The sequence below is a fragment of the Streptomyces sp. NPDC001599 genome (assembly GCF_042893535.1).
Classification (GTDB): Bacteria; Actinomycetota; Actinomycetes; order Streptomycetales; family Streptomycetaceae; genus Streptomyces.
In genome coordinates, this window is sequence record NZ_JBIAVA010000025.1 from 34119 (window position 1) to 47700 (window position 13582).

The 13582-nt window shown below is 69.9% G+C and carries 12 protein-coding genes and 1 riboswitch; of the genes, 9 read left to right on the plus strand and 3 right to left on the minus strand.

Features of this window, described 5'->3' with window-relative positions:
- Positions 1–32: 32 nt before the first annotated feature.
- The 3 genes from glyA to gcvT all read right to left on the minus strand — a co-directional run bounded on the left by glyA (position 33) and on the right by gcvT (position 2913).
- Entirely contained in the window at positions 33–1295 is a 1263-nt protein-coding gene (gene glyA / locus ACFYZ3_RS36580) for a serine hydroxymethyltransferase (RefSeq protein ID WP_388527217.1), read from the minus strand.
- A gap of 14 nt (positions 1296–1309) precedes the next feature.
- The gene (gene gcvH / locus ACFYZ3_RS36585; protein ID WP_003973527.1) at positions 1310–1687 is read right to left on the minus strand and encodes a glycine cleavage system protein GcvH; all 378 of its coding nucleotides are present in this window, start codon (positions 1685–1687) and stop codon (positions 1310–1312) included.
- Positions 1688–1794: 107 nt separating this feature from the next.
- Positions 1795–2913, minus strand: a complete 1119-nt coding sequence (gene gcvT / locus ACFYZ3_RS36590; protein WP_388527220.1) for a glycine cleavage system aminomethyltransferase GcvT — start codon at positions 2911–2913, stop codon at positions 1795–1797.
- Positions 2914–3068: 155 nt separating this feature from the next.
- Positions 3069–3162: riboswitch (glycine riboswitch) on the minus strand.
- Positions 3163–3339: 177 nt separating this feature from the next.
- Here gcvT and ACFYZ3_RS36595 point away from each other — a divergent pair.
- The 9 genes from ACFYZ3_RS36595 (at position 3340) to ACFYZ3_RS36635 (ending at position 13577) form a co-directional block, all read left to right on the plus strand.
- A complete protein-coding gene (locus ACFYZ3_RS36595; protein WP_388527223.1) occupies positions 3340–4008 on the plus strand; it encodes an AAA family ATPase in 669 nt (222 codons plus the stop codon).
- 79 nt (positions 4009–4087) lie between these two features.
- Entirely contained in the window at positions 4088–4855 is a 768-nt protein-coding gene (locus ACFYZ3_RS36600; RefSeq protein ID WP_388527226.1) for an enhanced serine sensitivity protein SseB, read from the plus strand.
- Between the two features lie 368 nt (positions 4856–5223).
- A complete protein-coding gene (locus ACFYZ3_RS36605; RefSeq protein ID WP_388527229.1) occupies positions 5224–6021 on the plus strand; it encodes an enhanced serine sensitivity protein SseB C-terminal domain-containing protein in 798 nt (265 codons plus the stop codon).
- A 325-nt stretch (positions 6022–6346) separates the two neighbouring features.
- Positions 6347–7354: an ABC transporter permease gene (locus ACFYZ3_RS36610; protein WP_361011243.1), complete on the plus strand. Its 1008-nt coding sequence runs from the start codon at positions 6347–6349 to the stop codon at positions 7352–7354.
- Between the two features lie 71 nt (positions 7355–7425).
- On the plus strand, positions 7426–9228 hold the full coding sequence (locus tag ACFYZ3_RS36615) for an ABC transporter substrate-binding protein (protein WP_388527232.1): 1803 nt from the start codon (positions 7426–7428) through the stop codon (positions 9226–9228).
- A gap of 108 nt (positions 9229–9336) precedes the next feature.
- Positions 9337–10335, plus strand: coding sequence for an ABC transporter permease (locus ACFYZ3_RS36620; protein WP_109036255.1), 999 nt, complete (start codon positions 9337–9339; stop codon positions 10333–10335).
- Positions 10332–11429 (plus strand): ABC transporter ATP-binding protein, encoded by a 1098-nt coding sequence (locus ACFYZ3_RS36625; protein WP_388527236.1) that lies wholly within the window; start codon positions 10332–10334, stop codon positions 11427–11429. The genes ACFYZ3_RS36620 and ACFYZ3_RS36625 overlap by 4 nt, the downstream gene beginning before the upstream one ends.
- 23 nt (positions 11430–11452) lie before the next feature.
- Positions 11453–12838 carry a dipeptide ABC transporter ATP-binding protein gene (locus ACFYZ3_RS36630; protein ID WP_388527317.1) on the plus strand — a complete coding sequence of 462 codons (1386 nt, stop codon included), beginning with the start codon at positions 11453–11455 and terminating at the stop codon, positions 12836–12838.
- A gap of 79 nt (positions 12839–12917) precedes the next feature.
- The gene (locus ACFYZ3_RS36635) at positions 12918–13577 is read left to right on the plus strand and encodes a trimeric intracellular cation channel family protein (protein ID WP_003973517.1); all 660 of its coding nucleotides are present in this window, start codon (positions 12918–12920) and stop codon (positions 13575–13577) included.
- Positions 13578–13582 lie beyond the last annotated feature (5 nt).

A 13582-nucleotide genomic window follows, 5' to 3' on the forward strand; every position in this document is an offset into this window, starting at 1 on the left:
CGGACGCGGCGCCCCACCCGGAGGTGTGGTGTCTACTTGTTCAGACCCGGGTACAGCGGGTGCTTGTCGGCCAGGGTCTTCACCCGGGCCTTGAGGGCCTCCGCGTCGTAGGACGGCTTCAGCGCCTCCGCGATCACGTCCGCGACCTCGGCGAAGTCCTCGGCGGTGAAGCCGCGGGTCGCCAGGGCCGGCGTACCGATGCGCAGACCGGAGGTCACCATCGGCGGACGCGGGTCGTTCGGGACGGCGTTGCGGTTGACCGTGATGCCGACCTCGTGGAGCCGGTCCTCGGCCTGCTGGCCGTCCAGCTCGGAGTCGCGCAGGTCCACCAGGACCAGGTGGACGTCCGTGCCGCCGGTCAGGACGGAGACGCCCGCCGCCTTCGCGTCGTCCCGCACCAGGCGCTCGGCCAGGATGCGGGCACCCTCCAGCGTACGGGTCTGGCGCTCCTTGAAGTCCTCGCTCGCGGCGACCTTGAAGGCGACGGCCTTGGCGGCCACCACGTGCTCCAGCGGACCACCCTGCTGACCGGGGAAGACGGCGGAGTTGATCTTCTTGGCCAGCTCGGCCGTGGAGAGGATCACACCTCCGCGCGGGCCGCCCAGCGTCTTGTGGGTCGTCGTCGTCACCACGTGCGCGTGCGGGACCGGGTTCGGGTGCAGGCCCGCCGCGACCAGACCGGCGAAGTGCGCCATGTCGACCATCAGGTACGCGCCGACCTCGTCCGCGACCTTGCGGAACGCGGCGAAGTCCAGCTGACGCGGGTAGGCCGACCAGCCCGCCACGATCAGCTTCGGCTTGGTCTCCTTGGCCAGGCGCTCCACCTCGGCCATGTCGACCTGGCCGTCGTCGCCGACGTGGTAGGGCACGACGTTGTAGAGCTTGCCGGAGAAGTTGATCTTCATGCCGTGGGTCAGGTGGCCGCCGTGGGCGAGGTTCAGACCCATGATGGTGTCGCCGGGCTTGAGCAGCGCGAACATCGCGGCCGCGTTGGCCTGGGCGCCCGAGTGCGGCTGCACGTTGGCGTGCTCGGCGCCGAAGAGCGCCTTGACCCGGTCGATGGCGATCTGCTCGATCACATCGACGTGCTCGCAGCCGCCGTAGTAGCGGCGGCCGGGGTAGCCCTCGGCGTACTTGTTGGTGAGGACCGAGCCCTGGGCCTCCATGACCGCGACCGGGGCGAAGTTCTCCGAGGCGATCATCTCGAGGGTGGACTGCTGGCGGTCCAGCTCGGCGTCGACGGCGGCGGCGACGTCCGGGTCCAGCTCGTGCAGGGGTGTGTTCAGAAGCGACATGCGATCGTGACTCCTCAGGCGCCGGCGAAGGCGGTGTACTCGTCGGCGGAGAGCAGGTCGGCCGGCTCGTCCGTGATCCGCACCTTGAACAGCCAGCCGCCCTCGAAGGGGGCGCTGTTCACCAGCGACGGGTCGTTGACGACGTCCTCGTTGACCTCGGTGATCTCACCGGAGACGGGGGAGTACAGGTCGGAGACGGACTTGGTCGACTCCAGTTCGCCGCAGGTCTCGCCCGCGGTCACCGAGTCGCCGACCTCGGGGAGCTGCACGAAGACGACGTCACCGAGCGCGTTGGCCGCGTGCTCCGTGATGCCGACCGTCGAGACGCCGTCCTCGGCGCCCGACAGCCACTCGTGCTCCTTGCTGTAGCGCAGCTGCTGGGGGTTGCTCATGGCCTGAATTCTCCTGTACGCGGGGAAGTGGCTGGTGAAGGGGGTGACGAGGGAGGGGTGAGTGACTCAGGGGGCTGCCGCGAGGGGCGGTGCCCCGTGTCCACTGTCTACTTCTGGCGCTTGTAGAACGGCAGCGCCACGACCTCGTACGGCTCGTGGCTGCCCCGGATGTCCACGCCGACGCCCTCGGTGCCCGGAGCCGCGTGCGCGGAGTCGACGTACGCCATGGCGATCGGCTTGCCCAGCGTCGGGGACGGGGCGCCGGAGGTGACCTCGCCGATCACCTCGCCGCCCGCGACGACCTGGTACCCGGAGCGCGGGACCCGGCGGCCCTCGGCGACCAGACCGACCAGGACGCGGGGCGGCCGGGAAGCGGCGCGCTCGGCGGCCTCGGCCAGCGCGGCGCGCCCGACGAAGTCGCCCTCCTTCTCGAACTTCACCACCCGGCCCAGACCGGCGTCGAACGGGGTCAGCGCGGTCGACAGCTCGTTGCCGTACAGCGGCATGCCCGCCTCCAGGCGGAGCGTGTCCCGGCAGGACAGACCGCAGGGGATCAGCCCCGCGCCCTCGCCCGCCTCGGTCAGCGCCCGCCACAGCTCGACGGCGTGCTCCGGCTTCACGAACAGCTCGAAGCCGTCCTCGCCGGTGTAGCCGGTGCGCGCGATCAGCGCCGGGACACCGGCGACCGTGCCGGGCAGACCGGCGTAGTACTTCAGGCCGTCCAGGTCGGCGTCGGTGAGCGACGCGAGGATGCCCGGGGACTCCGGGCCCTGCACGGCGAGCAGTGCGTACGCGTCGCGGTCGTCGCGCACGTCGGCGTCGAAGCCCGCCGCCCGCCCGGTCAGCGCGTCCAGCACGACCTGGGCGTTGGAGGCGTTGGCGACGACCATGTACTCGGTCTCACCGAGCCGGTAGACGATCAGGTCGTCCAGGATGCCGCCGTCCTCGCGGCAGATCATGGTGTAGCGGGCCCGGCCCGGCTTCACGGTGCCGATGTTGCCGACCAGCGCGAAGTTGAGCAGCTCGGCCGCCTGCGGCCCGGTGACGGTGATCTCACCCATGTGCGACAGGTCGAAGAGACCGGCGCGGGTGCGCACCGCGACGTGCTCCTCGCGCTCGGAGCCGTAGCGCAGGGGCATGTCCCAGCCGGCGAAGTCGGTCATCGTCGCGCCCAGCGCGCGATGCGTGGCATCGAGCGCGGTACGGCGCAGTTCGGTACTGCTCATCGGTCGGTCGTCTCCCAGGACAGGACGGGGCGAGGTCGGTCCTCCCCATCTGTCATCGGAACCTGAGAGGTTCGCCACGGCCACCGGAGTACGGCGATCAGGGCTTGCACCTTGGGTGGGACCGCCGTCGGGGGCGGCCCGCTTTTCAGATGTGCCTCGCCCGCGCGGTAACGGGGCCTGAGAGATTCAAGGGAGGGACTTGCTCCTTCGGCGCCCCGGCGCGGCCGGGGACTCTCCCGCGCGGATTCAAACGGCCGGTATGCAGTTGGCGCCGCCATCATTGCACGCCCGGGCGATCCGTGGCAGACCGTGATCTGTAACCGGCTTGTGGCAGTAAGCGAACGAAAACGCGAGACCCGCGCATTACCTTCTCTTTACACTCGACGGGGAGGTACTCGTGTACCGCCCCAGGGGAGGACGATCACGGTGAACAGGACCACGGCGTACGCCACGACCTCGGGACTCGCGCTGCCCAAGCAGCCCGCCGCACCGGCCCCCGAGGCATGCGCCCCACTGACCGCACCCGTCGTCCGCGATCTGAGGGACCGCGACGGCCGCAGCCCGCACGCCCTGCTCTTCGGACCCCGGGACCTGGTGGTGATCACCGGCCTGCCCGGCAGCGGCAAGTCCACGCTGATGCGGCGCACCGTGCGCGGCGGCCGCATCGACTCCCAGGACACCCGCGACCGCTGGGAGCGCCGCATGCCGCGCCTCCTGCCGTACGCGCTCTACCGGCCCCTGGTCCGCCTCGCCCACTACGCCGGACTGCGCCGCGCGCTGCGCTCCGGCGAGGGCGTCGTCGTGCACGACTGCGGCACCCAGGCCTGGGTGCGCGGCTGGCTGGCCCGCGAGGCCCGCCGCCGGGACGGCACCCTGCACCTGCTGCTCCTCGACGTCGCCCCCGGCGAGGCCCTGGCAGGGCAGCGCGAGCGCGGCCGGGGCGTCTCGCGGTACGCGTTCCTGCGGCACCGCACGGCCAACTCCCGCCTGCTGCGCGCGGTGACCGAGGGCACCCTGCCCGCGGGCTGCTCCTCGGCGGTCGTCCTCGACCGGTCGGCGGCCGACACCCTGCGGCGGATCGCCTTCACGGGGTGACGCACGGTAGGGCTCCAGGGCCGAACGGGTTAGCCTTTCAGCCACGAACGGCGGTACCAGGCAGGCGGTAGGTAGGCAGATGGACTTCCCGGCACAGGCGCACCCCCACCCGCACGGCGGGTGGCCCGGCAACGAGCTGGAGGAGGTGCTGTCCGCCTCCCTCGGCGTCCCGTCGGCCGGCGGCCGGATCGTGGAGGTCCTGGGCCGCAGCTTCCTGTGGGTCCCCCTGCCGAACGGCGGCGGCCCGCACAGCGGCCCCCTCGACCTGCCCTCGCTGGAGATCGACGGCCAGGCCTACGTGCCGGTGTTCAGCTCGGAGGAGCAGCTGCGCCAGGTCGCCGGCGCGCACATGGCGTACACCATCGCCCCCGCCGCGGAGTTCGCCCGCGGCCTGCCCCCGCAGGTCGGCATCGCGGTGAACCCGGAGGGCGTGGTCGGCATCCCGCTGCCGCCGCCCGCCGTGGCCGAGCTGTGCCGGGCCGGGCGCACCCCGCTGGACGGGCCCTCCTCCGGCGGCCGGGTCCGCCTCTTCGAGCCGGACTGGCAGGACGACCCGGTGGACTTCCTGGCCGCGGCCTCCGCCGAGTTCGCCGCCACCGGCGTGGTCCGCAGCGCGCGCCGCTGCCTGGCCGCCGTCGAGACCGCCGACCCGGTCCTGTTCGTCGGCGTCGAACTGACCCACTGGGAGGACGACGCCCGCACCCTCCCCCTGGACGCCCTCGGCCGAGCCCTGGCCAAGTCCCCCTTGAAGTGGCAGGTCAACCTGGTCCTCCTGGAAGCGGTCCAGGACCCGGTCTGCGACTGGATGCGGGAGAAGGTCAGGCCCTTCTACAACCGGGACTTGTAAGCGCCGGGCAGGGACAGCGCCCTGAAGGGGCGCGGGGCTGTGACATGTGCGGCTCCGCCGCGTGGGCGCGACCAGCCACAGTGACGCCGCACCCGCCGGACGGCAAGGAGCCCCGAGCTCCTAGGGCCTGTCTGACAATTCGCGTCGTCGCCCGAAGGGCGGCCGTGCGGCGTCAGGTGCGTGCTCTCGGTGTGCCGGCCCCAGACCCGCGTACTGGCCGTACTCGGGTCTGGGGCCGGTGCGGCGAGAGTGCGTGCATGGCGTCGCACGGCAGACGGGAATTGTCAGACAGGCCCTAGGCCCCCCGCACCCGGCGGAGCCTTAAGCTGGTCCCAACACCGGGGGAACTTCTCGAAGGGGCGATACGCGTGAGCGCCAGCGGCACCACGACCGGACAGGTCGAGCACATGCTGCGCCAGGTGACGCCCGGGCGCTACGACGCCTACGAGGCCCTGCTGCGCGCCCTCGCCGCCCCCACTTCCGGCCAGGTCTGGATGCTGCTGTGGCACGGCCAGGCCGGCTCCCCGGACGCCCAGTACGGGAACATGGAGGTCGAGGGCTACGGCTACGCCCCCTGCGTGACCTCCGCCCAGGAGCTCTCGGCCAGCGGCTGGAACCGTTCGTACGAAGTGGTCGACGGCCTGGAGGTCGCCCGCGCCCTCTACCCGGACCACTACGGACTGTGGCTCAACCCGCACGCCCCCGGCGGCGGCGTCGGCATCCCCTGGCTCGACCTGCGCCGCATCGCCTCCGGCCTGGACCGCCAGCCCGCCGGGCCCCTGCGGCTGTCCGAACCGGCCATCGAGATCCCCCAGTTCTACGCCCTGCTCGCACAGAACGCCCACCGCACCCCGGCGGTCCGCGCGCTGCGCCGCGCCTGGGTGCAGCCGGCGCTGGGGGCGCCGTACCTCGCCATCGGCCTGGACGTGTACGACACCTCCCCGCCGGCCGTCGACGCGGTGCGCGCGATGATGCAGCAGTCCGTCGGCGCGGTGCCGGACGGACTGCCGGTGTCGACGGTGGCGATGACCGACGCCCACGACCCGGTCGCCCTGTGGCTGCGCGCCAACGCGCGCCCGTTCTACGACCGTGAGGCCCACGCGGCGGCCCCCGCCCAGGCGCCGGCGGGCGGGTACGGATACCCTCCGGCCGGTAGCCGGTACTGACGGCCGCGGGGTCCGCAGACCCCGCGGACCCCCTGCGGAAGAGGCGATCTTCGCGCGTAGATGGCGACGCAAAACGCCATCTTGTCCCTGATGTCCCAACTCGCCCGTGTCCGGCCCCCGTTACCCACTGTCCGGATAACGGAACACCTCAAACAGCATCACGGTTGCGCATCCATTCCCCGTCAAGTCTGGCTACAGATCGCCAAAGCGTTGAAGACTCCCGCAACAAGGGGTGGATGCTCGCCTCTTTGTACGACGGACTGATCACGCCGCTACAGCGGCAAGTGCGGGCCGGCTACCGCCGGTTGAGAGGGGTCCCTGCCAGATGACGGCACCATTGCACGAGCCGACCGCGGAAGCGGCCCCGAGTGCGGCAGAGGAAGCGGCGGTCGCCGGCGCCGAGGCCAAGTCGGTACAAGGGCGCTCCCTGGGCCGGATCGCCTGGGAGCGCCTGAAGCGGGACAAGCTGGCCCTCGCGGGCGGCATCGTCGTGCTGGTCCTCGTCGTGGTCGCCGTGTTCGCGCCCTTGATCACCTCCCTCTACGGGCAGGATCCCAACGCGTACAACGAGGACATGATCGACCCGCTGTTCGGTACCCCCACGGGTTCCCTGGGCGGTCTCGGCGGCGAGCACTGGCTCGGCGTGGAGCCGGTCAACGGCCGCGACATCTTCGCCCGCATCGTCCACGGCGCACGCATCTCGCTGCTCGTCGGCTTCCTGTCCGCGATGGTCGCCGTGGTCCTCGGCACCGTCCTCGGTGTCCTCGCGGGCTTCTTCGGCGGCTGGGTCGACTCCCTCATCTGCCGCGTCATGGACGGCCTGCTGGCCTTCCCGCAGCTGCTCTTCATCATCGCCCTGGTCTCCGTCATGCCGGACAACATGCTCGGACTGAGCGGCACGGGCGTGCGCCTGCTCATGATGATCGTGGTCATCGGCTTCTTCGGCTGGCCCTACATCGGTCGCGTGGTCCGCGGTCAGACACTCTCGATGCGCGAACGGGAGTACGTCGAGGCGGCCCGGTCGCTGGGTGCCGGACGGTTCTACATCCTCTTCAAGGAACTGCTGCCCAACCTGGTGGCGCCGATCATCGTGTACACGACGATGATGATCCCCACCAACATCCTCACCGAGGCGGCGCTCAGCTTCCTGGGCGTGGGCGTCAAGCCGCCCACGTCGTCCTGGGGGCAGATGCTCTCGAGCGCGATCGACTACTACAAGTCGGACCCCATGTACATGGTGGTCCCCGGTGTGGCGATCTTCATCACCGTTCTTGCCTTCAACCTCTTCGGTGACGGCGTGCGCGACGCGCTGGACCCGAAGGGCTCCCGCTGACCCTGCCGTACCGCAAAGCGACCCGTGGCACCTGCACGGGGTCTCTCATCTAATCCGGAGGATCCGAGATCGTGACTACCCAACGCACCTCAGGGCGGCGCAAGCAGGCTTTGGCCGCTGCCGCAGTGGTCGCCGCGCTGCTGACCACGGCGGCGTGCGGCGGAGGCGGCGACGACGACAGCGGCGGCGGTTCGAAGAACGGCGCGGCCGGCTACGACGCAGCCAACAACAAGGTCGCCCAGGCCTCCGAGGCCAAGAAGGGCGGCACGCTGAAGTTCGCCAGCACGCAGGACGCCGACTCGTGGGACACCACGCGCGGCTACTACGGCTTCATGTGGGACTTCTCCCGCTACTACAGCCGCCAGCTGGTCACGAACAAGACCGAGCCGGGTGCCGCCGGCGCCGAGACCACCCCCGACCTCGCCACCGACGTCGCCAAGGTCTCGGCCGACGGCAAGACCTACACGTACACCCTGCGTGACGGCGTCACCTGGGAGGACGGCAAGCCGATCACCTCCAAGGACGTCAAGTACGGCATCGAGCGCGTCTGGGCGCAGGACGTGCTGTCCGGCGGCCCGACGTACCTCAAGGAGGTGCTCGACCCCAAGGGCGAGTACCAGGGCCCGTACAAGGACAAGTCCAAGGACAAGCTGGGTCTGAAGGCGATCGAGACGCCCGACGACAAGACGATCGTCTTCCACCTGCCGGAGGCCAACTCGGACTTCGAGGAGATGCTCGCGCTGACCTCGGCGTCCCCGGTCCGCCAGGACAAGGACACCAAGTCCAAGTACGGCCTGCACCCGTTCTCCTCGGGTCCGTACAAGTTCGAGTCCTACAACCCCGGCAAGGACCTGACCCTGGTCCGCAACACCGAGTGGAAGCAGGCGTCGGACCCGGTCCGCAAGGCGTACCCGGACAAGATCACGATCAAGTTCTTCACCAACGCCAACGACATGGACGCCCGCCTCATCGCCGGCGACTACGACATCGACCTGGCGCAGACCGGTCTGTCCCCGCAGGGCCGCACCACCGCCCTGAAGGAGCACAAGGCCAACCTGGACAACCCGGTCTCGGGTTACATCCGGTACGCGGCGTTCCCGCAGAACGTGAAGCCGTTCGACAACATCCACTGCCGCAAGGCCGTGCTCTACGGGGCCGACCACGTCTCCCTCCAGACCGCGCGCGGCGGCCCGGTGGCCGGCGGCGACATCGGCACCAACATGCTGCCGCCCGCCGTTCCGGGCTCCGAGGGCCAGAAGTACGACCCGTACGAGATGGCCGGTGCCAACAAGAAGGGCAACGTCGAGAAGGCCAAGGAAGAGCTGAAGGCCTGCAACAAGCCGGACGGCTTCAAGACCACCATCGCGGTCCGCAACAACAAGCCGGTCGAGGTCGCCACCGCCGAGTCCCTCCAGGCCTCGCTGAAGAAGGTCGGCATCGACGTCGAGATCGACCAGTACGACGGCTCGCAGTACGCCAGCGTCATCGGCAGCCCCTCGAACGTGCAGAAGAAGGGCTACGGCATCATCATCATGGGCTGGGGCCCGGACTTCCCGTCCGTGCAGGGCTACGGTCTGCCGCTGTGGCACAGCGACTACATCCTCGACAGCGCGAACAACAACTTCGCGATGATCAACGACCCGAAGATCGACGGGCTCTTCGGTGACTACCTGACCGCGAAGGACGACGCGGGCAAGAAGCAGATCGCCACGGAGATCAACCACAAGGTGATGGAGGGCGCGTACTACCTGCCCTTCGTCTTCGAGAAGTTCATCAACTGGCGCTCCAGCAACATCGCGAACGTGTACACCACCGACGCCTACAGCGGTATGTACGACTTCGTGAACATCGGTCTGAAGAACCCGAAGAAGTAACCGGTACACCCGCCGTACGGCACGAAAGGCAGGTGAAGGCCGGCGCGGCGTGACCGCGGGCCGTCGGAAAACCTCCGGCGGCCCGCGGGACGCAGCGGGCCGCAACCCGTGCTCGCTTACCTCATCAGGCGGCTGTTCGCCGCCGCAGTGATGCTCGTGGTCATCATCCTGGTGGTCTTCTGCATCTTCTTCCTCGTCCCCAAGTGGGCCGGGGTCGACATCGCCCTGAACTTCGTCGGCAAGCAGGCGGACCCCGCCGCCGTCGAGGGTGTGCGGGAGAAGCTGGGTCTGGGTGACCCGGTCTTCGTCCAGGCCTGGGAGTTCTTCAAGGGCATCTTCGCGGGTCGCACCTACGCGGCCGGCGGCGACGTGACCCAATGCGCCGCGCCCTGCTTCGGCTACTCCTTCAAGACCGAGCAGTCGGTCTGGCCGGTGCTGACCGAGCGTTTCCCGGTGACCCTGGCTCTCGCGCTCGGTGCCGCCGTGCTGTGGCTGATCTTCGGCGTGGCCGCCGGTGTGCTCTCCGCCCTCAAGCGCGGCACGCTGTGGGACCGCGGCGCGATGGTCGTCGCCCTGGCGGGTGTCTCCCTCCCCATCTACTTCACCGGTCTGCTGAGCCTGGCGATCTTCTCCTACGGTCTCGGCTGGATCGACGGTGAGTTCGTACCGCTCGAGGACAGCCTCACCGGATGGCTCGGCGGCATGATCCTGCCCTGGATCACCCTGGCCTTCCTGTACGCCGCGATGTACGCCCGGATCACCCGCGCCACCATGCTGGAGATCCTCGGCGAGGACTACATCCGCACCGCGCGGGCCAAGGGCCTCAAGGAACAGGTCGTCATCAGCAAGCACGCGATGCGATCGACCCTGACCCCCCTGCTCACCATGCTCGGCATGGACCTCGGCGCCCTGATGGGCGGCGCTATCCTGACCGAGACCACGTTCAGCCTTCCCGGCCTCGGCCAGAAGGTGCTGGACGCGATCAAGAACCACGACCTGCCCTTCATCCTGGGTGTCGTCCTGATCACGTCTCTCGCGGTGCTGATCGCCAACCTCGTGGTGGACATCCTGTACGCCGTGATCGACCCCCGAGTGAGGCTCGCATGACCGAACTGAGCAAGAGCGGGGCAGCGGTGGGCGAGCCCACCGGCAGCTCGCCCGCGCCGACCGCCTTCCTGGAAGTCCGCGACCTCAAGGTCCACTTCCCGACCGACGACGGCCTGGTCAAGTCCGTGGACGGGCTCTCCTTCCAGCTGGAGAAGGGCAAGACCCTCGGCATCGTGGGAGAGTCCGGCTCCGGCAAGTCGGTGACCTCGCTCGGCATCATGGGCCTGCACACCGCCGGCCAGTACGGCAAGCGCAAGGCCCGGATATCCGGCGAGATCTGGCTGGACGGCACCGAGCTGCTGTCCGCCGACCCCGACCACGTGCGCAAGCTGCGCGGCCGGGAGATGGCGATGATCTTCCAGGACCCGCTGTCCGCGCTGCACCCGTACTACACGATCGGCCAGCAGATCGTGGAGGCGTACCGCATCCACCACAAGGTGGACAAGAAGACCGCCAAGCGCCGCGCGGTCGAGATGCTCGACCGGGTCGGCATCCCGCAGCCGGACAAGCGGGTGGACAGCTACCCGCACGAGTTCTCCGGCGGTATGCGCCAGCGCGCGATGATCGCGATGTCGCTGGTGAACAACCCCGAGCTGCTGATCGCGGACGAGCCGACCACCGCCCTGGACGTCACCGTCCAGGCGCAGATCCTCGACCTCATCCGGGACCTGCAGAAGGAGTTCGGCTCCGCGGTCATCGTCATCACCCACGACCTGGGCGTCGTCGCCGAGCTGGCCGACGACCTCCTGGTGATGTACGGCGGCCGGTGCGTGGAGCGCGGTCCGGCCGAGAAGGTGTTCTACGAGCCCCGGCACCCCTACACCTGGGGCCTGCTCGGCTCGATGCCGCGGCTCGACCGCGACCAGCAGGAACGCCTCATCCCGGTCAAGGGCTCGCCGCCCTCCCTCATCAACCTCCCGTCCGGCTGCGCCTTCAACCCGCGCTGCCCGTACGCCGACGTGCCCAAGGACGACGTCACCCGCACGGTCCGCCCCGAGCTGACCGAGGTCGGCAGCAAGCACTGGGCCGCCTGCCACATGTCGCAGGAGCAGCGGGAGCGTATCTGGATCGAAGAGATTGCGCCGAAGCTGTGAGCGACGAAGCCAAGGACGAAGCGGTGTCCATCCCCGCGCAGAGCGACGGCACCGAGAGCAAGTCGACCGGGACCGCCACCCTCACCAAGGACGCGGCCCCCGGCGACACCCTGCTCAAGGTGACCGGGCTGCAGAAGCACTTCCCCATCAGGAAGGGCCTGCTCCAGCGCCAGGTCGGCGCCGTCCGTGCCGTCGACGGCATCGACTTCGAGGTCCGCTCCGGTGAAACCCTCGGCGTCGTGGGCGAGTCCGGCTGCGGCAAGTCGACCATGGGCCGGCTGATCACCCGGCTCCTCGAACCGACCGCGGGCAAGGTCGAGTTCCAGGGCAAGGACATCACCCACCTCGGGGTCGGCGGCATGCGTCCGCTGCGCCGCGACGTGCAGATGATCTTCCAGGACCCGTACTCCTCGCTGAACCCGCGCCACACCATCGGCACGATCGTCAGCGCCCCCTTCAAGCTCCAGGGTGTCCAGCCCGAGGGCGGGGTCAAGAAGGAGGTGCAGCGGCTGCTGTCGGTGGTCGGGCTCAACCCCGAGCACTACAACCGCTACCCGCACGAGTTCTCCGGCGGCCAGCGCCAGCGCATCGGCATCGCCCGCGCGCTCGCGCTCAACCCGAGGCTGGTCGTGGCCGACGAGCCGGTCTCCGCGCTCGACGTGTCGATCCAGGCCCAGGTCGTCAACCTGCTCGACGACCTCCAGCAGGAGCTGGGCCTGACGTACGTGATCATCGCGCACGACCTCTCGGTGGTCCGGCACGTCTCGGACCGCATCGCGGTGATGTACCTCGGCAAGATCATGGAGCTGGCCGACCGCGACCTGCTCTACAAGTCGCCGATGCACCCGTACACCAAGGCGCTGATGTCGGCGGTGCCGATCCCCGACCCGGCGCGGCGCGGCGCGAAGAGCGAGCGCATCCTGCTCAAGGGCGACGTGCCCTCGCCGATCGCCCCGCCGAGCGGCTGCCGCTTCCACACCCGGTGCTGGAAGGCGACGCAGATCTGCACGACCACCGAGCCGCCGCTCAAGGAGCTGCGGCCGGGCCAGCAGGTGGCCTGCCACCACCCGGAGAACTTCGAGGACCAGGCCCCGCAGGACGTCGTCCTGCTCACCGCCGCCAAGGAGGCGGCGGAGCTGGTGTCGGAGGACGCGCTGGCCGAGTCGGCGGCGACCTCGGCGGCGGTGGCCGCGGAGGTCGAGGCGTCGGAGGCCCCCGCGTCGGAGGCCCCCGAGTCGGACGGCCCCGAGTCGGACGGCCCCGCGTCGGACGATGCCGCGTCGGAGGATGCCGCGTCGGAGGATGCCGCCTCGGACGGCGACGAGCCCGCCGCCGAGGACGCCGAGAGTGCCGAGAGGGTCGAGAGCGTCGAGAGCACCGACGAGGAGCCTCCCGCCAAGGAGAAGTGACCTCGTTCACCGTGCGCCACCCGGGAGCCCCCGCCTTCGTTTGTAAGGCGGGGGCTCTTCGGCAGGTAAGAATGGAAGGGTGTACGAGCAACTCTTCAGCCCCACCGTCCAGCACACCCTCGACCTGGTCGGCATCTTCGTCTTCGCCATCTCCGGTGCGCTGCTGGCCGTACGCAAGAACTTCGACGTCTTCGGCATCGCCGTCCTCGCCGAGGTCACCGCGCTGGGCGGCGGGTTGTTCCGGGACCTGGTGATCGGCGCGGTTCCGCCCGCCGCCTTCACCGACCTCGGGTACTTCCTCACCCCGCTGCTGGCGACGCTGCTGGTCTTCTTCCTCCACCCCCACGTGGAGCGCCTCCAGACCGGCGTGAACATCTTCGACGCGGCCGGGCTCGGGCTGTTCTGCGTCGCCGGCACCACCAAGGCGTACGACTACGGCCTCGGCCTGACCGCCTCCGCCTGTCTGGGCCTGACCACCGCGGTGGGCGGCGGCGTCCTGCGCGACGTGCTCGCCAACGAGGTGCCCTCACTGCTGCGCTGGGACCGCGACCTGTACGCCGTCCCGGCGATCGTCGGCTCCGCGATGGTCGCCCTGTGCATCCGTTACGAGGCGCTCACCCCGTTCACCAGCGGGCTCGCGGTCGTCACGGCCTTCGTCCTGCGGCTGCTCGCCCTGCGCTTCCACTGGCGGGCGCCGCGCGCCTGGAACCGCCGGTCGACGGTGGTGGAGGGGGACTGACCCGG

Bases quoted from the DNA above. Each gene is read 5' to 3' on its own strand.
- gcvH (WP_003973527.1), bottom strand. From the start codon at position 1,687: ATGAGCAACCCCCAGCAGCTGCGCTACAGCAAGGAGCACGAGTGGCTG.
- ACFYZ3_RS36610 (WP_361011243.1), top strand. From the start codon at position 6,347: ATGACGGCACCATTGCACGAGCCGACCGCGGAAGCGGCCCCGAGTGCG.
- gcvT (WP_388527220.1), bottom strand. From the start codon at position 2,913: ATGAGCAGTACCGAACTGCGCCGTACCGCGCTCGATGCCACGCATCGC.
- ACFYZ3_RS36625 (WP_388527236.1), top strand. From the start codon at position 10,332: ATGACCGAACTGAGCAAGAGCGGGGCAGCGGTGGGCGAGCCCACCGGC.
- glyA (WP_388527217.1), bottom strand. From the start codon at position 1,295: ATGTCGCTTCTGAACACACCCCTGCACGAGCTGGACCCGGACGTCGCC.
- ACFYZ3_RS36600 (WP_388527226.1), top strand. From the start codon at position 4,088: ATGGACTTCCCGGCACAGGCGCACCCCCACCCGCACGGCGGGTGGCCC.